Source organism: Clostridium sp. UBA7339, from assembly GCF_002470865.1.
Classification (GTDB): Bacteria; Bacillota; Clostridia; order Clostridiales; family Clostridiaceae; genus Clostridium_J; species Clostridium_J sulfidigenes.
This window is the reverse complement of the sequence record NZ_DKPI01000006.1, coordinates 1,342,524-1,367,122: the sequence shown is the minus strand read 5'-3', so window position 1 is coordinate 1,367,122 and position 24,599 is coordinate 1,342,524. Positions and strand designations below refer to the sequence as shown.

Here is a 24,599-nt window from a genome sequence, read left to right as displayed (position 1 = left end):
TTTAAAAATTATGAGTAATTTAAATTTAAAATTAAGTGGTATAAAAAAGAATTCTTTACTTGGAAAGTTTATATCTTTCTCTGTAGGGAATTGGCTAGTATTAATCATAGGACTTATATCATCTCCAATTATAACTAGGATAATAGACCCTGTGGAATATGGTAAGTTTGGAATGTTCAATTTATATGCTAGTATACTTATGTTAATTATAACCTGTGGATTAGACCAATCTTATGTAAGATTTTTTTATGAAGAGGATGAAGTAAATAGAAATAAATTATTATTTGAAAGTATAAAGATTCCTTTTTTATTAAATATATTAATATCAATTATAATAATTATATTTAAAATTCCTATATCAAAGTATATAATATCTGAATATAATCCAAATTTTATAATATTACTTATATTAAATATAACTTTAGCTTCTATAAGCAGATTTTCACTTTTGACAGTAAGAATGAAGCAAAAGGGAAGACTATATTCTATGCTACAGGTAATGCAAAAGCTTAGTTATCTTATGTCTATAGCATTGTTCTTTATGATATATAATAATAGTTTCTTAACTCTTGCTTATGCAACCTTGATTTCTAATGTTGTAGTAGCAGGTATATCTATATTTACTGAGAGAGATAGTTGGAACTTTAAGAACATTAAAGATAAAAAACTTAAAAATTCCCAATTAGATATCTTAAAATACGGAATACCATTAATTTTTACAGTATTGGTTACATGGTTATTCCAATCTGCTGATAAGATGGCAATAAAAGCTTTTTACGGTGATTATGAAGTTGGAATATATAGCTCAGCTAATAGTATAATAGCCATATTAAACATATTACAGACGTCATTTGCAACCTTTTGGATACCAGTGGCTTTTGAAAAGTACGAAAAAGCTCCAGAGGATACAAAGTTTTTTTCAAATATCAATGATATAGTTAGTTTTTTTATGTTTGGAGTGGGAATCGGTCTAATATTGTTTAAAGATGTAATTGTATTGCTTTTAGGATATAAGTATAGATCTGCATCTTACATAATGCCATTTTTAGTATTTATGCCTGTATTATACACAATGTCAGAGGTATCAGTAGGAGGTATAAATTTTAAAAAGAAACCTAAATATCACATAATAATAGCTTCAATAGCTTGTCTATTTAACGTTATAGGAAATAGTATTTTGGTACCAATGTTAGGAGTTAAGGGGGCTGGTATTTCTACAGGAATTGCATATATAGTATTTTATTATGCAAGAACTTTAATATCTAGAAGACTTTATAAGGTAGATTATAGTATAGGGAGAACCTCAAAAGCTATATTAGCTATATCAATTCTTGCTTTACATTCAAGTTTTATGGAATTTTCTATTATTACAGTAATTATTGGCGTTATAGTTATATTAATAGTTTTATTCTTATATAGAAATACTATTAAAAGTATGAAAGATATGATATTTAAAGACAAAAAAATAAAAGTGTAAGAACGTAAAATATATAATAGGGAGGGGTATAATTGAATTATAGAGATAAATATAATTTATGGGTTAATTCACCTGAAATTGATGATGAAACTAGAGCAGAATTAAAAAACATTATTGATGAAACTGAACTAGAAGATAGATTTTATAAAGATCTAGAGTTTGGAACAGGAGGATTAAGAGGAATAATTGGAGCAGGGAGTAATAGGTTAAATATATATACTGTAGGAAAGGCAACACAAGGATTTGCTAATTATTTAAACGATAAATATACTTCTCCAAAGGTTGCAATAGCGTATGATTCTCGTCATATGTCTAAGGAGTTTTCAGAGTATGCTGCCAGGGTTTTAGCTGGTAATGGAATAAAAGTATACTTATATGATAGGCTTACTCCTACCCCTATGCTTTCTTATGCTGTAAGAGAGTTAAACTGTCAAGGTGGTATAGTATTAACAGCTTCACATAATCCTAAAGAGTATAATGGATATAAAGTCTATGGTGGTGATGGATGTCAAGTTACAGATGCATCAGCTAATGAAATTATAACCTTTGTAAATAATATTGATTCCTTTGCTCAGGTTACAGTAATGGATACTAAGGAAGCAGTTGAAAAAAAAATAGTTAACTATATAGGGGAAGAAATATATACTTCATATATAGAAAGAGTTAAGGAGCTTACCATAAGAAAAGAGCTAGTAAAAAATCATGGTAAGGATCTCAAAATAATATATACTCCTATCCATGGTACTGGCAATATTCCTGTAAGAAGAGTACTAGATGAACTGTCTTATAAGAATGTAGCAGTAGTTAAGGAACAAGAACTACCAGATGGAGCTTTTCCAACAGCACCATATCCAAATCCAGAGGATAGTAAAGTATTTAAGCTAGCTTTAGAAATGGCAAGGGATTTTGATCCTGATATAATTCTTGGTACAGACCCTGATTGTGATAGAATAGGGGCTGTGGTGAAGGATAATAACGGAGAGTATAGAGTTCTTACGGGTAATCAAGTAGGAGTATTATTAACTAATTATATAATATCATCCTTAAGAGAAACAGGAAATTTAGATTCTAAAGGCACTATAATTAAAACTATAGTTTCCACAGATATGATAAAACCTATATGCAAGAAATTTCACGTTCAGATTAAGGAAGTTCTAACAGGGTTTAAGTATATAGGAGAGCTTATTGGAAACTTTGAAAAAGCTCCATGTAATAATAAATTCTTATTAGGATTTGAAGAAAGTTATGGATATTTAGCAGGGGATTTCGTTAGAGATAAGGATGCAGTTATAGCAGCAGCTTTAATATGTGAAATGACTCTTTATTATAAATCCATAGGTAAGACTTTATATGAAGGATTAATAGAACTATATGAAAGTTATGGATATTATAAAGAAAAGTTAATATCCATAGAGCTAAAAGGTAAGGATGGTCAAGAAAAAATTAAAGATATAATTGAGTATTTCAGAAGTGAGAATATAAGAAGTTTTGGAGATTATAAAATATCTGTTAAGGAAGACTATAAACTAAGTTATAGGATTAATGTTGAAGATTCTAGTAAAGAAGTTATAAATTTACCAAAGTCAAATGTTATTAAATTCATCTTCCACAATGGATGCTATTTTGTAGTAAGACCATCAGGAACAGAACCTAAGATGAAAATATACTTAGGTGTAACTGGGGAGAACAATGAAGTTTCAGATAGGAATTTATTAAAATTAGAAGATGCTGTTTTAAATAGTATAAAAGAGTTTTTACCACAATAAAAGCAAGAGCTATATGGAATTTAATCCATGTAGCTCTTATTAATTAGAAGATGTTTCTGGCTTTATATCTTCATATATATATTTTTGTATTTGTTCTTTTGTAATTTCTTCATCAAAGGTAGTATAGTATATATTATTTATTTTATCACCTTTACTATGTTCTGCAAGTGGGAATCTTAGTTGTTCTATATCAGTCATTCCAGAGGTTAATACCTTAGTTCCCAGACTTAAAACTTCAGAAGTTGAAAGACTAGTTTGAACATGAGGTAATATATCATTAACCATCGAAGGTAATTTAAGAATGCCCACAGTAGATACTTTGTTAAATATTTCTGTAAGTAACATTCTTTGTCTTTCAGTTCTACTATCATCGCCACCACTATTTTTTCTTATTCTAGAGTATGCTAAGGCTTGAGTTCCATTTACATGTTGTCTACCAGAAGTTGAAATTACTCCGTTTAAATCCCCTAGTTCAGAATCTTCTACAGTAATATCTATGCCACCTAAAGTATCTATAATATCTTTAAGGTTGTTAAAATTAACTTTTGCATAGTCTGTAATATCTAAACCAAAGGTTTGATTAATAGTTTTTATAGCAAGTTCCTCTTGACCATAAGCATAAGCGTGGTTTAATTTATCATATCCATGACCTTCTATATTAACATAACTATCTCTTGATATAGAGGTTAACTTTAATTTTTTATGAAGAGAATCAACAGTAGCAATTATTATTGCATCTGAACGTCCAATATCTCCCTCAGTTTGGTCAATACCAAATAAAACTATATTTTTAATTTTAGAGGATGTATTCTTAGATTTTTCTATTCCTAAGTCTGAATCATCTAAACCAACATTGTTTAATTTACCAACCATAGATAGTAAATAGCTACCTAAAGCTGATAAGGAAAATATTAAGATCGTTGCTATTATAATAAGTACCTTTTTGCCAGTGGTTAATCCTTTAGATTTTTTTTTAGACTTTATTTTTTTATCTTTATTCATAAATTTTCCTCCCATTAAGGATTAGTTGTTTGGTCAGTACCTTCTGTAGGTGGTTCCACTGGGGTATCTGTAGATGTCCCTTCACCTTCAGTGTTATCAACATTATTGGAACCATCACCATTTGAGGAGTTACCTGTATCATTAGTGTTATTTTCAATAGCATTGCCATTGTTACTCGGAGTAGAAGCCTCTGTTTCCACATTGGTATTAGGAGCTGTAGTTTCGGTATTTGTATTCTGATAATCTGATATTTCATTACCATGTGAGTGTTCAGCATCGTGATTATATACCTTTGGGTTAGGTTCTAGCCACATTTTTCTATCATTAAAAATATATTCATGAATTTGTTCCTCGGTATAATCTTCATCATAGCATAAGTAGAATATATCATTAATTTTTGAGTTATGAGTATATTCATCTCTTGGGAATCTTTCTTGTTCTATATTTTTAGTTCCTAGGTTAAGTACATTTGTAGCTAGATTAATTATTTCTTTGTTAGATAGACTGGTTTCTACATAAGGCAATAGTTTGGCTGCCATGGAAGCAAGCTCTGCAGTGCCGGCTTTAGAGATTTTATTAAACATTTCAGTCATAATCTTACGATGTCTTTCTGTTCTATCAAAGTCACCGTTACCAATACTTCTAATTCTGCAATAACCCAGAGTTTGGAATCCAGTTAGATGATATTTCCCGGTTTTCTCATCCTTAACTAGTTTTTCCTCTGTAATATTTCTGGCTTCAGAGTAACGTTCTATATAGTTATTAACTTCGTACATCTCCATATATTCCATTTTCATATCAATACCGCCGATAGCATCTATAAGTCCTTCGAGCTCTTCAAAATTAATTTTCACATAATCTTTAATATTAAGTCCAAAATCTTGATTTAGAGTTTTTATTGAAAGCTGAGGACCACCGTAAGCATAGGCATGATTGAGTTTATCTTTTCCATAACCAGGTATATCTGCATAGGTGTCTCTCATTATGGATGTAATTTTTAATTTCTTATGAATAGGGTCAAAGGTTGCTATCATAGTTGCATCAGAACGACCTGCATCATTCTCAGATTCATCTACTCCTAGAATTGCTATATTAACTATATCTTTAATATTATTAGTTTGAATTTTTTCATTAACTTCATCTTTTATTCCAAGATCATTTTCATTAATTTCAGTTCTTTTTATTTTAGACAGTAGATTATTTCCATATAACCACCCAGTAACTAATAGTAAAACAAGTGCTATTACCAAAGCGATAAATATCTTTATTGGTAAATGCTTTTTTCTTCTTTTTTTTCTCATTCTTTCTTTATTTTTCAAATCTTCCAAAATTATCACATCCTAAGTTGAATTTATATTTAATTATATAAACATTAAAATTAAATATATAATAAAATAAATTGGCATCCACTCAATTGCTGTAAAAAATAACAATTAAGTAGATAGTTCGAAATAATTCAAATAAAATTACATGAAACGTATATATTGGTAGGTGGGATTTAATGTCAAACAGTTTACAGAATACTATTAGTTATTATCATTAGCGTCTTTATTATTATTAAGTGAATCCCACATTTTATTGTCATGGAAAATATATTCGTAAACTTGTTCTTTTGTTATATTTTCATTATAACATAGATAAAAAATACCATTAATATAAGAATCTTCACAATATCCATTTCTGGGGAATCTTTCTTGTTCAATATTATAGTTTCCGAGGGTTAGTACTTGCGTGCTGAGATTTACAATTTCAGAGTTAGATAAGCTAGTTTCAACAAGTGGTAGAAGTTTATTTATCATAGAAGTTAATTTTGCTACACCGGAACTAGAGATTTTATTAAACATTTCCTCCATAACGTGCCTCTGTCTAGCAGTTCTATCAAAGTCACCACCATTTGTACTTCTGTTGCGAGTGTAAGCAAGTGCTTCAAATCCAGTTAAATGAACTTTCCCATTTTTACTAACATAAACATTTTTGATAGGTTTTTTGTAGAAGTCATTTAAGTAATCTAGATATTCATTTAGAACTTTAATTTCGCTTGCATCAAGACTCATATCAATACCACCGATAGCATCAATAATTTGTTGCAATTCTTCAAAGTTTACAGTAACATAATCTGTTATATTAAGATCGAAGTTTTTATTTAGAGTAGATATAGCAAGTTCAGGTCCACCATAGGCATAAGCATGATTAAGTTTATCATAACCATACTCTGGAATATTAACATAGGTATCTCTCATAAATGAAGTAACTTTAATTTTATTAGTTGTGGTATCTAGTGTACCTACCATTATGGCATCAGAACGCTGAATATTATCTTCTTCTTTATCTATTCCAAATAGTGCTATATTTATAATTCCTTCAAATGGAATATAATTATTATTGCCCTCTTTAAATTTATCACTAATTTCTAAATTGTCATCATTGATTGTAGTACGCTTCATTCTACCTAGAGTAGAATTTATACTTACTAAGAATATAATAAGTAATATAATTAATGAGATTATTGTAATGGATATAATTCTTCGTCGTTTACGTTGCTTTGCTCTTTTTTTCTTTAAGCTATTTTTTTTAGCATCTATAGATGCTGTTTTATTGACAGTGGTTCTTCTATTAATAGAAGTCTTATCATCACCCAATGTAAAACCACCCTTTCTAAGTATTTTTTATACTAGATGTCAATTATATATTAACAACTATGGTATATATAGAGATTACAAAAGTATTACAAAATTAAACTTATTCCATAAACTATTCTATAATTATACGATAAAATTTCTTATAATGGTATATTAAAAGAAGTTTTTTATTCTTCACAAATTTCTTTTAAAGTTCATATTATGAAAATAAGCAATATAAAAGGTGATACTTGTGTTATACGCGTTAATTTTGGCAGGAGGCAAAGGTACAAGGTTGTATCCACTGTCTCGCTCTAATAATCCCAAGCAGTTTTTAAAAGTTTTTAATGAAGATAGCTTTTTGACTAATACAGTAAAAAGGATAGAACCTTTAATAAATAAAGAAAATATATTTGTAGTTACTAATAAAGAATATATTGAAAAAATTCATGGAGAATTATCTCAACTAAATAAAGAAAATATATTTATAGAGCCTAGCAATAAAGAAACTGCTACTTGCATAGGTCTTGCAGCAGCCAAGCTGTTAAAGAGAGATAAGGATGCTGTTATGGTAGTGTTACCATCTGACCATTATATAGAGGGAGAAAAGGAATTTATAGATACCTTGAGGAATGCAGTAGAGCTTGCAGAAAAAAGAAGAGGGCTTATAACTATAGGCATTGAGCCTAGTAGGCCAGAAACAGGTTATGGATATATTGAAATGGGAGACCCAGTGGTAAGCTCTATGAAAACTTATAAGGTAGCTAGATTTACAGAAAAGCCCAATATAGATGTGGCTAAGGATTTTATTTTAAAAGGTACCTATCTATGGAACTCTGGAATGTTTGTATGGAGAGCGGATGTATTTCTAAGAGAAATGCAAAAGTACTTACCAAAGATGTATAGCTCTGTAAGTGAAATTTATAAACATGTTGGAGAAGAGGATGAAGAAGAAGTTATAGAGAGAGAATATAAGATAATCGATGGTATCTCAGTTGATTTTGGAATAATGCAGAAAACTAGAAAAGGATATGTAATAAAAAGTGAATTTCAGTGGGATGATATTGGAAGTTTTGCATCCTTAACTAGATTTTTAGATGAACACAATGGTAATAGGATAGTTGGTTCTGCATACTTAAATTCCAGTGAGAACTGTGCAGTATTTGGACAGAAAAATCTAATTATAGGTTTTGGAATTAAAGACTTAGTTATTGTAGATGCAGGGGATGTTATTTTAGTAATGGATAAAAATAAGGATCAAGAGTTAAAGCATCTGATTAATGAAATGAAGGAAGAAAAGGAGTTAGAAGAGTTCTTGTAATATGAATTTAAGCTTAGTTTTAGAGGAGAATAATATCTTACTAAAACTAAGCTTAATAATTAAACTTTTTCAAACATATAAAACCCTACAGTCAATATACACTGTAGGGTTTTATATGTTTCAATGAGAACAGAAAATATATATTTAAAATAAAGTCATCTAGAAGAGTATCACCTTTCTTCCAGGGCTCTCTTATAAATTTCATTATATATATCTAAAGTTTTCTTAGCTGTATTTTCCCAAGAAAATTCTTTTGCTCTTAAAAGTGATATTTTGCTAAATTCATTTCGAAGGGTTTCACTACCAAGCATAAGCTCCAGGGCATCTAAAAGAGCTTTATCACTATGTGGATCAATTAGAATACCACTATGTCCAACTACTTCTGGGATAGAGGTTGTATTTGAAGAAATTACTGGGGTACCGCAACTCATTGCTTCAAGTGGTGGTAATCCAAAACCTTCATATAATGAGGGATATGCAAAGCATTCACAGGCATTGTAATAAATAGGCAAATCTTCATCAGGTGCAAAACCTGTAAATTTTATATATCGTTTCATATTAAGTTTATCAACTAATTTTACTAGCTCCTGAGATTCATCTCTATAGGAGCCTACAATTACTAAATTATATTCTTTATCCATATGGTTTACTAACTTACTAAAGGTACTTATAAGGGAATATACATTTTTTCTTTTACTAAAACCCCCAACATAAAGAATGAAAGGTTTATCTATATCATATTTTTCTTTTATTATATTTTTGCACAGCTCTTTGTCTAAGGGCATATATTTTTTATCGGCAGCTAAGGGAGTAACAAATACTTTACTCTCATCTATTGGGAAAAATCTTAATATATCTTGTTTTGAGTATTCTGATACTGTAATAATTCCGTTACTAGCTTCTGCGATATAAGGCATCTCTTTCAAAAATTTTAATAAGTAGCCCCTGCCTACAGTTTCAGGCATTATATAGGGAATTAAATCGTGAATTGTAACTACTGTTTTGCAATGAACTTCAGGAGTCAACCCTATACCATTTTGTGGAATATGATATAAATCTATATTTTCTCTTTTTAAGTCTTCAGGGAAAAAATTATCCTGAAAGAATCTTTGATATTTTTTTGAGCACATAACTAAATTAGTATTTTCCTTTTGATAACTTTCATAGTTTTCACCAGACCAATAAATTTGATAAAAATTATTTCTATCTATGTTAAGTAAGTTTTTCAAAAGGTTTTCTGTATATGTTCCTATACCACTTCCGTTATACCAGTTTATGCCTCTACCATCTATGGCTAACTTCATAAATTTCACTCCTTTTAAAACCATATATTACATATTAATCAGGGAATAAATAAGTGTTACAAATACTTGAAAACTAAACACACATTTATTGGAGTTATCATATATTACCTATAGAAGGTTTATGGAGGAGGTTTTTTTGAAAGATTTAGAGATATCAGAAATATTGAAAAAAGAATATAACATTGGACTAACTTCTATAGAAAAAATAAAAAGCGTTTATAGAGTAGAGGCAGGTAAACAGATATATTGTCTAAAGGTAGTAAAATATGAACTTCCACATTTTTTATTCATATTAGGAGCTATGAAACATCTAGATAGCAATGGATTTCAGTATGTACCAAACATAATAAGAACAACAAGAGGGATGGATTATATAAAATTCCATGAGAACTTTGCCTATGTAACGCCATGGCTTAATGGGCGGGAGAGTTCTTATGAAAATCCCATTGAACTTTCTATAGCTGCTAAAAAATTAGGACAGCTTCATAAATGTAGTGAAGGATTTATAGTAAGTAGAGATATGAAACCTAGAGTTGGTTGGTTTAAGTGGATAGAAGTGTATAGGACAAGAAAGGGAGAAATATTGAGCTTCAAAGATATTATAGATAGAAGAGACAAAAAGACAGATGTTGACTTGTACTATTTAAGTATGATGAAAGAGGAGCTTCAGAGATGTGACAGAGCAATTAATAATCTTTGTGATACAAATTATGAAATTAAGATCCTTGATGAGATAAGGCTAGGGGGGTTTTGTCATCACGATTATGCCAACCACAATGTATTAATAGGCAAGGATAATAAGGTTAATATCATTGATTTTGACTATTGTATTTTAGATACACATTTACATGACTTATCTAGCCTTTTAATTAGGGCTATGAAGTATGGAAGATGGAATGAAGAAAGAGTAAAAATTATATTAAAAGCTTATAAATCAACCCATAGGTTAGAACAAGATGATATTAAAATCATGGCTGCATTTATGGAATTTCCTCAAGATTATTGGCAACGAGGTATTCAATATTATTGGGAGAAAAAAATGTGGGGAGAGGATTTCTTTTTAAGAAAATTAAAAGCCTATGACGATGACAGAGAAGAAAGACAGGAATTTATAAATAGCTTTAGAGAATTTAAGTTAGATAATCTTTAAGGAGGGGGTTATGTGAGTAAGAATGAAAACAAAAATTATGATGAATTTATTGAAGAGCTGGAAGAACTAAAAACCATAGAGGATTATGATAAAAGATTAGAGGATATGGAAGCTTACGTTAAAGAATTAAAGAAAATAAAAAAAAGAAAAAAGAAGATGATGGAGCTTGAAATGGAGAAAGAAGAAATACTGAAGAAGATAAATAAAGTAGAAAAAAATAAACGTAAGTAGAGGTGTTAAAATGAATAGATTTTTTTATGATAGCTTTCAGCAATATTTATGTACTAAGGGTGTTAAAAAAGTAAATTTTATGCTGAAAAGCAATGAGACCTTAAGTAGACGCATATTAGAGGAAAAAGTAATAAACCAAATTAACATTATAAATGAAGTCCATAAGTTATCTTGTGGCTTTAATGGATATTTAAGAAAAAGAATAAATAATCACACTTGTAAACTCATTGAAGATGATAAAATTCAGCTTAAAAAATTTAGGCGTAGCCTAGAAAAAATTAAAGAAAATGGACCAATAGATAGAGTAGAAGAGATAGTTTTAGAAAGAGGAGACAGAGTTTTAGCTAGGGGTGAAAAGGTTATTGATACAATAATGAATAATGACTATATGGAGTTAGTTGCAAGAAGTATGGATAATGTAGAGATATGTTTAACTAATGTAGATTTTGATAATCTAGGAAAAAGTGAAACCATAGAAATTGTAAATTTCGATGACATAGCATATAACATGGTAGAGATGGATTGCTATTATTTTTTAGTAAAGCTTAAGAGAAAGGGATTTAAGGTGGATTTTAATAAGTGTATAGATGAATTTTGTAAGTTAGAAGGATTGGGTGAAAGTAGTAAAGTATTCATTAGAGCACTGTTATCTTATCCATATGAATTTATTAAGATATATGAGAAATATAAGAAGAATAAAAAAAGTTGGAATGAAGAGGAGTATATAAGAAGGTTATTAAATGGTATTAAAGAGGATGAAATGTCTTTAATATAAGGAGGTGACTGAAAGATTATGGAAAATAGATTTTCTTATAAGGAATGGCTTAGTAAATACAACTTAGATATAAAACTTTTTAATAGTTATGATTTTTTAGTAATGGATGTAATTCCATTAAGAAAGGTATTTATTCTGTTAACAGATAAGGGAAATAAAATATTAAAGAAAATAGATTATACCAAGGAAGATTTATATTTTATAGTATACGGTATAGATTATCTAACAAACAATGGATTTGATAGAATCATAAATTTTTATCGAAATAATATGGGACATATCACCACAGTGTGGAAGGACAGTACCTATGTAGTTATGGATTTGATAGAAGGCAGAGAGTGTGAATACAATAATCCTTTAGATATTAATATAGCAGTTAGGAGTCTAGCAGAGATGCATGAAGCATCAAGAGACATAGGATTTTCTAAGGATTGTAGCAGATTTAAAGGTTTTAAACTTATAAATAGTTATAAGGAAAAGCTTCAGGATTTAGAAAATATGAAGACTATGGCTTTAAGTTATAAGAATAAAAATGAGTTTCATGAAATATTTCTTACTCACGTAGATTATTTCCTTGAAAGAATGAAAAAGAGTATAGAAGTATTAGAAAAGTCACCTTACATGGAGCTATGTAAGGTGAAAAATAATTTTATTCTTTGTCATCATGATTTAGCTTATCACAATATTTTAATAAAGGATAATAAAGGATATTTTATAGATTTTGATTATTCCATAATAGATTTAAGAGTTCATGATATATGTAATTTTATAAATAAGACCACAAAGAATAGTTGCTATGACTTCAATATGTTGAAACAAATTATAAAAGAATATAATTCCATATCACCTATATCAAAGGAAGAGTACGAAGTGCTTTATGGAATGTTATTATTCCCAGAAGGATTTTACTCTATATCTAGAGATTATTTTTATAGAAAAAAACTTTGGAAATTTAATAGTTACCTGTATAAAATACAAAAAAAAGTGCAAGATATAGAGGAAAGACAAGATATGGTAGAAACATTCAAAAATATTTACAAATTGGCTACACCCTAGCCCCCCCTAGGATGTAGCATAAAAGGAAGATACTCTATGTATCTTCCTTTTTATCTGATGAAGTTATTTTTTTATAGCTATCTAGAGTTTGTATTGCGGTTCTCTCCCAGGATAGAGAGTTTACTTTCATAAAACCCTTATTAATTAAATCATTTCTCAATACATTATCTAGTAGTGCCTTTAAAATACTTTCTCCCAGTTCCTCTATAGAATAGGGAGAGCATAGTAGTGCACTATCACCTAAAATTTCAGGTATAGAAGTTACATTGGATGCAACTACAGGAATACCGCATGCCATAGCCTCTAGAGGAGGAAGTCCAAAGCCTTCATAAAAGGAAGGATAAACTAGAAGGGCTGCATTATTGTATAGATAAGGCATATGTTCCATTGCTATAAAACCAGGAAATATGACTTTGTCAGTAATTTTTAACTTTTCACAAAGATTCTTATAAATACTATAGGATTTACCCTTAGTTCCTGCTATGACTAATTTCATTTCATTAGGTAGTTTACCATGAATTTTACTAAAAGCTTCTATAAGGCCAGAAATATTCTTTCGAGGACTGAAACCACCTGTATACAAAATATAATTTTTAGGTAAAGAATAGTATTTTTTTATTATAGTACTGCATAGAATTTTATCAAGGGGTTTATAGATATCTTCACTAGCTAAATAGGTAACATATATTTTTTCTTTTGGGAAATTAAAATCCTTTGATATATCTTCCTTAGAAAAATTAGAAACAGTAATTATACCATCACATCTATTTACTATATTCTCCATGGAACTGTTAAAAAGACTAAGATATTTATCACCAACTGTTTCTGGCATATGTGCTGGAATTGTATCATGGAGAGTGATAACAAAAGGAAGATTATGATCCAAAGGTAAGCCAATACCATTTTGAGGTACATGATATATGTTTAAATCTTCATTGTTTAAATTTATAGGAAGACTTACACTTTCCCAAAAATTATTAGTATTTATAATAGGAGTAGAGCAAATTTTAAAATTAGAGTTAAAGTTTATGGGTGTAGAATTACAATCACTAAAGAGGGTGTATTCATTTAAGGTATCAATTTTATTAATAGCGTTTATGAGCTGATAGGAATAAGTTCCTATACCTGTACCCCTGTACCACTTGGCAGCTCTAATGTCTATACCAATATTCATATAAATGCTCCTTTACAATAGGTATTATAATCCATACTATTCACTTAAACTCAAATATGTTATGGCTATTCTAAATTATGCTGTTGATACATATAAATTATAGAGGGGGTGCGAAATTATGATGAGAGAGTTTGAAATTGAACGTCAATTTGATATTAAAATTGAAAATATTAAACCTAATAAGGGTGTATATCAATTAAAAACTAATAAAGGTGTCAGGTGCTTAAAGAAAATAAGCTATGGTACTCAAAAATTATTCTTTGTATATGGAGCTAAAGAACATCTATACAATAATGGGTTTAAGAACATAGATAGATATTATCTTAATACAGAGGAAAAACCATATGCTCTAGTAAACGAAGATATTTATACTTTATCTCAATGGATAGAAGGGAGAGAATGTGATTTCCATAGTGATGATGATTTAATATTGGCATCTAGAGCTCTAGCTAATTTTCATTTAGCGTCAAAGGGATATGAACCATCTGAGAATAGTAAATTAAAATCTGACTTAGGAAGATGGCCTCATTTAATGGAAAAAAGAATAAAATCCTTTGATAAGATGAAAGAAATGGTTAGAAAGAAAAGGAATCATAAGACGGAGTTTGATTTAAATTATATAAAATCAATGGATTATTATAAAGTTTTAGGGCAAAAGGCCCTAGAGGTTCTAAATCAATCTAATTATTATAATATTTGTAGGATATCTGAGGAAGAAAAAAGTTTTTGTCATCATGACTTTACTTATCACAATATAATAGTAGACGAAAAAAATGAAGTAAGTATAATAGATTTCGATTACTGTAAAAGAGAGGTCAGAGCTTTTGATTTATCTAATTTTATGATTAAAGTTTTAAAGAGACGAGAATGGGATTTTGAGTTAGCAAAGCTTATAATTGATAATTATAATGAAATATCTCCAATAGAAGATGATGAATATATGGTGCTATATGCATTCTTGATGTTCCCTCAAAGATATTGGAGAATATGTAATAGGTATTATTATAATGAAGTAAATTGGGTACAAAACACTTTTAATAAGAAAATGGAGGAGCTTATACAAGAAAGAGAAAAATTTGAAAGTTTTATGAGACAATTTAAAGAATTCTATAATATTTAAGGAGATTATCCTTGAGAAGATAAAAAAGTTGTGGAATATGTGATATACCACAACTTTTCATTTTTAATTTAAATCCTTATTAAAAGGCATCCTTAATTAGTTCTGCAATTTCAGAAACTAGAGGTAGTCTAGGGTTTGAGATAGTACATTGATCTTCAAAAGCTTCATCGGCTAATGAATATAGTACAGAATCTAGATGCTCCTTAGTAATACCACATTGACTAAGGGTAGTTGGAACATTTAACTCTAGCATTAGGTTTCTGATAGCTTCCACCAAATTATTTACAGCTTCTTCACAGGTAGAGTGAGCTAAACCTAAAAACTTTGCTATTTCCATGAACTTTTCAGGAGCTTTATAATATTCATATTTAGGGAAGGCTACTAACTTACTTGGATTACTTCCATTATAGTTTATAACGTGTGGAAGCATGATAGCATTTGCTCTTCCGTGAGGTATATGGAATTCTGAACCTAATTTATGAGCTATACTATGATTAACTCCTAAAAATGCATTGGTAAATGCCATACCTGCAATACAAGAAGCATTGTGCATCTTTTCTCTAGCAAGAGCATTACTTCCATCTTTATATGCAATAGGTAGATATTTAAAAACAATCTCTATAGCTTTAAGAGCTAAGGCATCCGTATAATCGGAAGCCATGACAGATACATAAGCCTCTATAGCGTGAGTTAAAACATCTAACCCAGTATCTGCTGTAACTGATGGTGGTACAGTCATAACTAACTCCGGATCTATTATAGCAATATCAGGGGTTAGCTCATAATCTGCTAATGGATATTTTATATTATTCTCTTTATCAGTTATAACAGCAAAGGCTGTAACCTCAGACCCAGTTCCAGAGGTTGTAGGAATAGCAACTAATCTAGACTTTTTACCTAGAGAAGGAAACTTAAAAGCTCTTTTTCTTATATCCATAAATCTAAGTTTAAGACCATTAAAGTCTATATCAGGATTTTCGTAGAAGAGCCACATACCTTTAGCAGCATCCATTGCTGACCCTCCACCAAGGGCTATTATAACATCAGGTTCAAAGCTATTCATTTGAGCGGTTCCCCTCATGACAGTTTCTGTAGATGGGTCTGGCTCTACGTCTAAAAACACATTTACATCAAAGTTAGCTTTCTTAAGATGTCCCATTACTTTAGATACATATCCAAGTCTATCCATGAATTTATCTGCTACGATGAAGGCTCTTTTACCCTTAAGTTTTTCAAGGTATGAAAGAGACCCAGGTTCAAAGAAAATTCTTTCCGGAACTCTAAACCATTGCATATTAACTCTCCTTTTAGCTACGCGTTTAATATTTATTAAGTTGTTTGCACTAACATTTTGAGTTGTTGAATTTCTACCCATGGTTCCGCAACCCAAAGTTAATGAAGGAATATTTACATTATAAATATCTCCTATAGCACCTTGAGAGGAAGGAGAGTTTATTATTATTCTACCAACCTTAACTCTTCTAGAGAATTCCTCAATAACCTGGTCATTGGTAGAATGAAGAACAGCAGAGTGACCTAGACCACCAAAAGCAATCATATCTTCAGAGGCTTTTATTCCATCTTCAGTACTATCAACTATAAACATTGAAAGGATAGGACTAAGCTTTTCTCTTGAAAGAGGATAATCTGCACCGATTCCGCCAGGTTCACATACTAGAACCTTTGTGTCCTTTGGAACTTTAATATCAGCCATTTCTGCGATTTTTGTAGCTCCTTGACCTACTATGTTTGGATTCATAGATTGCCTTTTTCCATCTATAGCAACCTTTTGAAGTTTTAACATTTCTTCTTTATTAAGAAAGTAACAGTTACGTTCTTTTAAGAGAGAAATTACTTCATCACTAATTTCTCTATCTATAATAACTGCCTGTTCTGAGGCACAAATGGTACCATTATCAAAGGATTTTGATAGTACTAAGTCATTAACAGATCTTTTAATATTGGCTGTTTTTTCTATATAGCAAGGAACATTTCCTGCACCAACACCAAGAGCTGGCTTTCCAGTAGAGTAAGCTGATTTAACCATACCAGGACCACCGGTTGCAAGAATAATATCTACTCCAGGATGAAGCATAAGTTTTTGTGAACCTTCAATGGAAGGACTACTAATCCATTGAATACAATTCTTAGGAGCACCTGCTTTAATAGCTGCATCCAAAAGCAACTTAGCAGTAGCTATACTGCATTTTTGAGCCCTAGGATGAAAGCTAAATATTATAGGATTTTTAGTTTTTATAGCTATTAAGGATTTAAAGATTGTAGTGGAAGTAGGATTAGTAGTTGGAGTAACTCCTGCTACTACGCCTATAGGTTCTGCAACTTCCATATAATCTTCTTCTTCATTCACAATACCCACAGTTTTTAAATCTTTTATACTGTTGTATACATACTCAGAGGCAAATATATTTTTAGTTATTTTATCTTCATATACACCCATTTCTGTCTCATCTATAGCCATTTTAGCTAGTTCACGGTGTTTACTTAGGGCAGAGATTGTCATTTTTTTAACTATATTATCTATGGAATTTTGATCAAAGGTTAAAAATTCCTCGTAGGCATCACGAGCATTTTTAACAAGGTTATTAATTTCAGAATCCACAGATGATATAGCTTTATCAGCTGAATTGCTAGAGTTTGAAATGAAATCATTCTTAGACTCCTTAACAGATTTTGTATCAATTTTTTCAGTAGACATTTAGTATATACCCCCTAAACTTTGTTATTTATTTAACTAATTATATTATAACCCATGAAAATAATATTTCAACATATTTAGTTAAATTTTTATCAATCTTTTACTATATTTTTATATTTGTTTACCGAGTTCCATAGGTTTAATATCTCACAATTATTAAGTAAAGTTCATATGATATAAAGAGGAAATCATGAGGAGAGATATAGGTGAATATAGGTGATAGAGTAGTAAGAAAATCTTATAATAAAGATATAGTATTTAAAATAATAGATATAGAAATTGATGATGAGGGTGTTAAAAAATATTTATTAAAGGGGTTAAATATAAGAATTGAGGCAGATAGCATAGAAGATGATTTAGAGGTTATTGACAGTGAGGGAGTTGGGGAGAAGGATAAAGTATTTAATAAAAAAGTAAATACTGCTCTAAAGAAAGTTTTACTATCAAGGTCATATACAAGAGGGAGTTCCGCTGCATTAAGAGTTATAGACACTGAGATAAACAGAAAAGAAAAGAAAGGTACATCTTTTAAAAATAGTGAATTATTCTTTGGAAGACCAGGTAAAATTCTTCATATTGATGGTGATCCTCAATACCTAGATATTTGTTTAAAAACATATAAGCAATTATCTATTGAGGCTGTAGGTAAAGTCATAGCAGAAAAGGATCAGCCCTCCCAGATACTAGATTTAGTAAAGGAAATAAACCCAGATATAGTTGTAATTACGGGTCATGATGGAATGAGTAAGAATATATCAGATTATATGGATCTTGGAAACTATAGAAACTCAAAATACTTTGTAGAATGTGTTTCTTTATTAAGAAGCTATAATTCAAATTATGATGATTTGGTTATTTTTGCAGGTGCCTGTCAATCAAACTACGAAGCATTGCTTGATGCAGGTGCTAATTTTGCATCTTCCCCCAGTAGGGTCCTCATCCATTGTTTAGATCCAGTATTAATTTGTGAGAAGGTAGCTTACACAAATATCGAAGATATAGTAAATATTGAAGATGTAATTAAAAATACAATTACAGGTATTAAAGGGGTAGGAGGATTACAAACAAGAGGTAAATACAGAGAAGGATATCCTAAATCTCAGTATGTAAAGTGAAATGAAAAATGAGCTGTGATTTATACAATTTTAACTATAGTATGTATAGGGTGAAAACTCTGAAACCCGCATGAACAGAACAAATAGTTAACTATTTATATAGTTATATAGGCAAATAGTTATGAAGTTAAATAGGTATATAGGTATAAAGTTATATAGGTTTATATATACCTATTTTCATATATAAATATTTATATATGAAGATACATTTAAAAAAATGCTGATAAAAACAGGACAAATTTATAAAATATAAAACACTTAATTATAAGGGTCACATCAAGTTTCTAGGTGCTCTTTGTGGTACATCCAGTATGGTTTAATAGTGCAAAGTGCATAGTTTTAATATATACCACAGATTTTTTTAAAACTCCCATACATTTTTATCTAAAAATATAGATTTATATAGTTATATGTGAATATTCTAAAAAATTCTACACATAATAATGTCAAGTTGGTTTCTGGCCATTATAGCTAAATAAATGACATAGGATTAAAAAAACAAAATAATACATAAAAATTTAACGAATATTTAACATTGACAAGTATTATTAAAATGTTGTAAAATATTTAGTTTGCTTGACATAAGGAGAGGTAACTGCTATAATAAAGTTGGAAGCCTTTATGGAAATATTAGAAAGAGGGTGTCTACTGTGAAGATGGGAAATGTATTGACTACGATAAAAAAAGATATCGAAAGTCATGTTGGCGAAAAAGTGACATTGAAGGCAAATGGAGGAAGACGTAAAGTAGTAGTAAATGATGGTGTTTTGGAAAAAACATATGACAGTATATTTACAATTAGACTTGATAATAATGTGCAACGTACTGTTAGTTATAGCTATAGTGATGTACTAACAAAAACTGTTCAGCTAGTGTTTGCAGGGTAAAATGAAGAGGTGTTCTTTTAAGAATGCCTCTTTTGTTTTGCGTATAAACAGAGTTCTTAGCTTCTTCGAAGCTTTACTAACAGAATTCTTAGTATCAGTATTTTTGATACTTAGAATTCGTTGTCCTTTAGAGGAAATCGTTATCCAGGGACATAGCAGCTCTTTACTCCAGCTTTGAAAAAGATGGGAGTATTAGAGCTGGTAGTCATCGGATAAATAATTATTCTTTTAAGAAAATTTAATATAAGTAGTTATATTTCATAACATTCTCATATATACATTATTAGTAGGTATTTTAGGAGGGAAAGTTATGGATTTGGATTTGATAAAAGACTATATAGAATATGAGCAATCAATAGCTGAAAATGACACAAAGATGTTCATAAAGGAAGAATATGTTATACCTGATACGCTACCAGATGTGGATAATATACTAATGTTAGATGTAAAGCCTATGATAACAAATAAAGAGGTTGGAACTGATAAGGTAAATTTAGAGGGGCAACTTCAGTATACTATCCTTTATATGGCTAAAGATGGAGGAGCTACTGAAGCTCATTCAGTAGTATATAATGGTAACATTTTTGAGTCTATTGACATGATTGGTGCCCAATCAAATATGTATTGCGATATAGAGCTAAACATTGAACATATGGATTGTGTTATTATTAATGAAAGAAAGATAGCTATTCAAGGATTTATTATATGCAAGTGCAATGGATATAATATAAATTCCTTTGAGATAGTTAAAGATGTACATGAAGGAAAGGATATTCAGTTTTTAAAGAATCCTATGACTGTAGATAAGGTTATGGAACCTATAGAAACTGAATTAGTTGGAAAAGCAGAAGTTAAAATCGACATGGATAAAAATGAGTGTCTAAAGGTTATAAAATATGACGTTACTATTGGTAAGAAGGATGTAAGAATATATGATGGTGGACTCAAGATAGAGGCTATGGCTAATGTAGCTATATTATATAAAGGCAAGAATGGAAGAGATTTGTTCTGTGTTTCAGAAAGTGTACCTTTATATAAAGAAGTTACCGTTGATGAGTTAAAACCAAATATGGAATACTTCACTGAATTTGAAGTTCAATCCTTTGAATATGATGTTAGACAAGATGATATGGGTGAAAACAGAGTAATTGATGTAGAATTTGTAGTTAAAGCTATTACTCATGTAATGTATAAAGAAGAAGTAGAAGTTATACAAGATGTATATTGCCCTACAAAACTATTAAACATGGATATTAAAGAAAATAATATTAATGTGATACAAGGTCATGGATATACTGAAAGTTTGGTTAAAGGAGATATTGACGTAAAGAATGATGATTTAAAACCAATTAAAGTTATAATGACTACAGGAAATGTATCTATTACTGACAAAAATATTAAAAATGATAAGATAGAAATTGAAGGATTATTAAAGGTTGATGTGCTATATTCAACTGAGGATGAAGAGCAGTATTTAGTTACTGTAGAGGATGAGATTCCTTTTAGTTGCAAGGTTGATATAGCTGGAACAAATCCAAATATGCAAGCAAATGCTAATATATCTCTAGAGATGATAGAGGGAAGTTTAGAAGCTGGAAATGTATCTATTAGAGCCATTGTTAAAGTTCATTGTAAGGCATATTACAATATTAAAAATAAATTTGTTGTTAACATGGCAATTAATGATGGTGAAGTTCCAGAGAAAAAAGCAAGTATAATAATATATGTAGTTCAGCCAGAGGATACGCTTTGGAGCATAGCTAAGAAATACTTGACTACAGTTGATGAAATTATGAATATTAATGAATTAGCTGAGGGGGAAGAAGTTAAGCCATCTCAGAAATTAATTATACCAGGAAGAGCTACAGTTTAAAGATTTTAAATTAGATATATTTAATATTTATTAAGTAGAAATGCCATGAAGGGTAGTATTAGCTCTATACTTCATGGCATTTTATTTTGATAAGCTGAGTATCACACTTATAAACAGAGTTCTTGACGTAAAGAGTAAAAAGGATTATTCTCATTTGTAGTGAGGTGTATGAATAGATGAAGGTAAAAGCTTATGGTAAAGTAAATATAGTCCTTGATATTATTGGGAAAAGAGAAGATGGATATCATCTTTTAAGGATGATTATGCAAACTGTTAATATATATGATGAATTAACTTTTAATAAAGGAGCAGAAGGAATACATATTACAAGTAATAAGGAGTTTGTCCCTACAGATAATAAAAACCTTGTGTATAAAGCAATAGAGTTATTTTGTGATACCTATGGCATAAAAAGAGAGATGGAAGTTCATATTGAAAAGAATATTCCTGTAGAAGCTGGCATGGCAGGAGGAAGTACTGATGCAGCAGCAGCTTTAAGAGCTATGAGGGATATATATAAACCTAATGTTAGTAATGAAGAGCTTAGATTACTTGGAGTTAAACTAGGAGCAGATGTACCATATTGTATAGAAGGGGGAACGGCTCTTTGTGAAGGGATTGGAGAAGTTATAACTCCCCTTAAGGATTTTAAAGATAAACTAATGGTAGTTGTTAAGCCCAACTTTGGGGTATCTACAGTGGATACTTATAAGGGTTTTAAGCTTAATGAGGTAAAGGTTCATCCTAATGTGGAAGGTGTTATAAAAGCTATGGCTAGGGATGATGTTAAATATGTAGCTGATAATATGATGAATTTACTAGAGATTGTAACAATAAAGGGTCATAAGGAAATTGAGGATATAAAGGACTTTATGTGCAAAGAAGGCGCACTAGGAGCAATGATGAGTGGAAGTGGACCTACTGTTTTTGGCTTTTTTAATGACATTAATAAAGCAAATCAGTGTGCGGATAGGTTACTGGAACAGTATAAAGAGGTTTTTGTTACAAGAACCATCTAGAATTTCTTTAGAAAATAATAGCCATAATATAATTAGAGATAAGAGTGTGATTCAAGGAGAATTGCACTCTTATTTTTTTCGTTAAATTAGATTTTAAGAAGGTTAAAGGTTTATGCAAAGAATTCTGTTTATGAATATAAACTTTATATTAAGGTAAAACTAGGTTTGCAGGAAATTGTTAAGGTTCCAGATAGCTGATAAATTAAAATATAAATTTGAAGGATGATAATTTATGATGAGACTTTTAATTGAAAGATTTGATATATACCTAATAATACTAATATTAGTATCTGGGTATATGATGGTAGGTAGCGATGTAAGGTATTTTTCAAGAGAGGATAAGCAAAAAGCTAAAAAACAAAGTTTAGTAATTGGGATAGCTATGATGTTAGTTGTGGTTGGAATGTTTATTCTGAGAGGAATCGTTATCTAAAATAATAGATACAGAAGAAATTAGATTTTTAATTTTGTGGCACTGAAGGGAAGGAGATATCTATATGAAGGATCAAATTCGTGAACATATTTCTAATAGCACAAGAGAGAATATGGATTATCTTAAGAAATTATTTAAAGATACATCCGACATGGTATTTAGGGAATTTAAGTTTGGAGACATTCTTTGTGGAGTCATATATATAGATGGTATGGCAGATAAGGAATTATTAAATGATTTTTTACTTGAACCTATGATGAAGATGAGTGGAAATGTAACTGATTCTAAGGAGATAAAAGATCGAATTATAGCTATATCTGATATGAGAGAAGTTAATAAGTTAAGTGATGGAATTACTGCAATATTATCAGGTGAAAGTTTAGTTTTAATAGATAACCTACAAGGAGCATTAGTGGTAGCTAATAGAGCTTGGCCTAATCGTGGAGTTGGTGAACCCTCAGGAGAAACTGTAATACGTGGATCTAGAGAAGGTTTTACAGAAACTATTAGGTTTAATACAGCACTTCTTAGAAGAAGAATTAGGGATGTAGGCCTTAAAATTGAGGGAAGACAATGTGGTGTTAGATCTAAAACCGATATGGCTATAGTATACATAGATGACATAGTAAATACTGATGTATTAGAAGAATTGAAGAAAAGATTAGATAGAATTGATATTGATGCAATTTTAGATAGTGGTTATGTTGAGCAATTTATTGAAGATAATGATAGAACTCCATTTCCTCAAGTGCAAAGTACTGAAAGACCAGATGTGGTAGCTGCTGCTTTATATGAAGGAAGAATAGGAATAATTGTAGATGGCTCACCTTTTGCATTAATTGTTCCAGCGGTGTTAGTGGATTTCTTTCAATCACCAGATGATTACTATACAAGTTGGATAAGTGGAAGTATGGTAAGGTTCATCAGAATTGTAGGAATACTGGTATCTTTAGTTTTACCCGCTTTGTATGTAGCTGTAACCACATTTCACACAGACTTAATTCCTACAAAACTAGCATATACTATAGCTTCATCTAGAGAGGGAGTACCCTTTGCTGCCTATGTAGAGGTATTACTCATGGAAGCTAGTTTAGCCTTTTTAGTTGAAGCTATTATAAAATTACCGAAACCAGTTGGTTCTACTATTGGTATAGTTGGAGGACTTATAATAGGTCAATCAGCTGTAGAGGCAGGACTCGTTAGTCCTATAATGGTTATAGTTTTAGGACTTACAGCAATAACAACATTTTTAATACCTAACTATACAGTAACTTCGGCCTTTACTTATTTTAGAATAATGATTATTATTCTAGCAGCAGTTTTTGGTTTGTATGGAATAATGCTAGGTATTATATTCTTAATAATTCATTTAACGAGAATAAAAAGTTTTGGAATACCTTACCTTGCTCCAGCAGTAGATTTAATTTGGAGTGATTTAAAGGATCTATATGTAAGAATGCCACTTAAAGTCTTTAAGGATAGGCCACATTTCTTAAAGCCACGAGATGAAGTGAGACAGAAAACTAAAAGACAAGGTGGTACTAAATAAGGTGTTACCATAG

General features: G+C 30.2%; 20 protein-coding genes. 14 read left to right on the top strand and 6 right to left on the bottom strand.

Features of this window, described 5'->3' with window-relative positions; all coding sequences use genetic code 11:
- Positions 1-10 precede the first annotated feature (10 nt).
- Both B2S02_RS09935 and B2S02_RS09930 read left to right on the top strand, forming a co-directional pair.
- Positions 11-1,477 (top strand): lipopolysaccharide biosynthesis protein, encoded by a 1,467-nt coding sequence (locus tag B2S02_RS09935; RefSeq protein WP_346846965.1) that lies wholly within the window; start codon positions 11-13, stop codon positions 1,475-1,477.
- 32 nt (positions 1,478-1,509) lie between these two features.
- Positions 1,510-3,243, top strand: a complete 1,734-nt coding sequence (locus tag B2S02_RS09930; RefSeq protein WP_346878031.1) for a phospho-sugar mutase — start codon at positions 1,510-1,512, stop codon at positions 3,241-3,243.
- A 39-nt stretch (positions 3,244-3,282) separates the two neighbouring features.
- Here the strand turns inward: B2S02_RS09930 and B2S02_RS09925 are convergent, their stop codons facing one another.
- The 3 genes from B2S02_RS09925 to B2S02_RS09915 form a co-directional block, all read right to left on the bottom strand.
- Positions 3,283-4,245, bottom strand: coding sequence for an LCP family protein (locus B2S02_RS09925; protein ID WP_346846967.1), 963 nt, complete (start codon positions 4,243-4,245; stop codon positions 3,283-3,285).
- A gap of 14 nt (positions 4,246-4,259) precedes the next feature.
- Positions 4,260-5,573: an LCP family protein gene (locus B2S02_RS09920; protein ID WP_346846968.1), complete on the bottom strand. Its 1,314-nt coding sequence runs from the start codon at positions 5,571-5,573 to the stop codon at positions 4,260-4,262.
- A gap of 198 nt (positions 5,574-5,771) precedes the next feature.
- Positions 5,772-6,884, bottom strand: coding sequence for an LCP family protein (locus tag B2S02_RS09915; protein WP_346846969.1), 1,113 nt, complete (start codon positions 6,882-6,884; stop codon positions 5,772-5,774).
- Between the two features lie 232 nt (positions 6,885-7,116).
- Here B2S02_RS09915 and B2S02_RS09910 point away from each other — a divergent pair, with 232 nt between their 5' ends.
- A complete protein-coding gene (locus B2S02_RS09910) occupies positions 7,117-8,184 on the top strand; it encodes a mannose-1-phosphate guanylyltransferase (protein WP_346846970.1) in 1,068 nt (355 codons plus the stop codon).
- Positions 8,185-8,354: 170 nt separating this feature from the next.
- Here B2S02_RS09910 and B2S02_RS09905 read toward each other — a convergent pair whose 3' ends face one another.
- Entirely contained in the window at positions 8,355-9,488 is a 1,134-nt protein-coding gene (locus B2S02_RS09905) for a glycosyltransferase family 1 protein (protein WP_346878033.1), read from the bottom strand.
- Between the two features lie 136 nt (positions 9,489-9,624).
- On the opposite strand from B2S02_RS09905, the gene B2S02_RS09900 reads away from it, so the two are divergent.
- The 4 genes from B2S02_RS09900 to B2S02_RS09885 are packed head-to-tail and all read left to right on the top strand — an operon-like array spanning position 9,625 to position 12,700.
- Positions 9,625-10,638, top strand: coding sequence for a CotS family spore coat protein (locus B2S02_RS09900; RefSeq protein ID WP_346877512.1), 1,014 nt, complete (start codon positions 9,625-9,627; stop codon positions 10,636-10,638).
- A gap of 12 nt (positions 10,639-10,650) precedes the next feature.
- Positions 10,651-10,869 (top strand): hypothetical protein, encoded by a 219-nt coding sequence (locus tag B2S02_RS09895; protein ID WP_346846973.1) that lies wholly within the window; start codon positions 10,651-10,653, stop codon positions 10,867-10,869.
- Positions 10,870-10,879: 10 nt separating this feature from the next.
- Entirely contained in the window at positions 10,880-11,644 is a 765-nt protein-coding gene (locus tag B2S02_RS09890; RefSeq protein ID WP_346846974.1) for a hypothetical protein, read from the top strand.
- An 18-nt stretch (positions 11,645-11,662) separates the two neighbouring features.
- The gene (locus B2S02_RS09885) at positions 11,663-12,700 is read left to right on the top strand and encodes a CotS family spore coat protein (RefSeq protein WP_346920659.1); all 1,038 of its coding nucleotides are present in this window, start codon (positions 11,663-11,665) and stop codon (positions 12,698-12,700) included.
- Between the two features lie 34 nt (positions 12,701-12,734).
- On the opposite strand, the gene B2S02_RS09880 is transcribed toward B2S02_RS09885, so the two are convergent.
- Entirely contained in the window at positions 12,735-13,874 is a 1,140-nt protein-coding gene (locus B2S02_RS09880; RefSeq protein ID WP_346920658.1) for a glycosyltransferase family 1 protein, read from the bottom strand.
- Between the two features lie 118 nt (positions 13,875-13,992).
- Here B2S02_RS09880 and B2S02_RS09875 point away from each other — a divergent pair, with 118 nt between their 5' ends.
- A complete protein-coding gene (locus B2S02_RS09875; RefSeq protein ID WP_346846977.1) occupies positions 13,993-14,994 on the top strand; it encodes a CotS family spore coat protein in 1,002 nt (333 codons plus the stop codon).
- Between the two features lie 79 nt (positions 14,995-15,073).
- On the opposite strand, the gene adhE is transcribed toward B2S02_RS09875, so the two are convergent.
- Positions 15,074-17,710, bottom strand: a complete 2,637-nt coding sequence (gene adhE, locus B2S02_RS09870; RefSeq protein WP_346920657.1) for a bifunctional acetaldehyde-CoA/alcohol dehydrogenase — start codon at positions 17,708-17,710, stop codon at positions 15,074-15,076.
- 206 nt (positions 17,711-17,916) lie between these two features.
- On the opposite strand from adhE, the gene yabG reads away from it, so the two are divergent.
- The 6 genes from yabG (at position 17,917) to B2S02_RS09840 (ending at position 24,586) form a co-directional block, all read left to right on the top strand.
- Positions 17,917-18,825 carry a sporulation peptidase YabG gene (gene yabG, locus B2S02_RS09865; RefSeq protein ID WP_346846979.1) on the top strand — a complete coding sequence of 303 codons (909 nt, stop codon included), beginning with the start codon at positions 17,917-17,919 and terminating at the stop codon, positions 18,823-18,825.
- A gap of 650 nt (positions 18,826-19,475) precedes the next feature.
- Positions 19,476-19,712, top strand: coding sequence for a Veg family protein (locus B2S02_RS09860; RefSeq protein ID WP_035134339.1), 237 nt, complete (start codon positions 19,476-19,478; stop codon positions 19,710-19,712).
- Between the two features lie 310 nt (positions 19,713-20,022).
- Entirely contained in the window at positions 20,023-21,585 is a 1,563-nt protein-coding gene (locus B2S02_RS09855) for a DUF3794 and LysM peptidoglycan-binding domain-containing protein (RefSeq protein ID WP_346846982.1), read from the top strand.
- Between the two features lie 176 nt (positions 21,586-21,761).
- Positions 21,762-22,604: a 4-(cytidine 5'-diphospho)-2-C-methyl-D-erythritol kinase gene (ispE, locus tag B2S02_RS09850; protein WP_346920656.1), complete on the top strand. Its 843-nt coding sequence runs from the start codon at positions 21,762-21,764 to the stop codon at positions 22,602-22,604.
- A 232-nt stretch (positions 22,605-22,836) separates the two neighbouring features.
- Positions 22,837-23,037, top strand: a complete 201-nt coding sequence (locus B2S02_RS09845) for a CLC_0170 family protein (RefSeq protein ID WP_346920655.1) — start codon at positions 22,837-22,839, stop codon at positions 23,035-23,037.
- A gap of 64 nt (positions 23,038-23,101) precedes the next feature.
- Positions 23,102-24,586 (top strand): spore germination protein, encoded by a 1,485-nt coding sequence (locus B2S02_RS09840; protein WP_346846985.1) that lies wholly within the window; start codon positions 23,102-23,104, stop codon positions 24,584-24,586.
- The last annotated feature ends 13 nt before the right edge of the window (positions 24,587-24,599 follow it).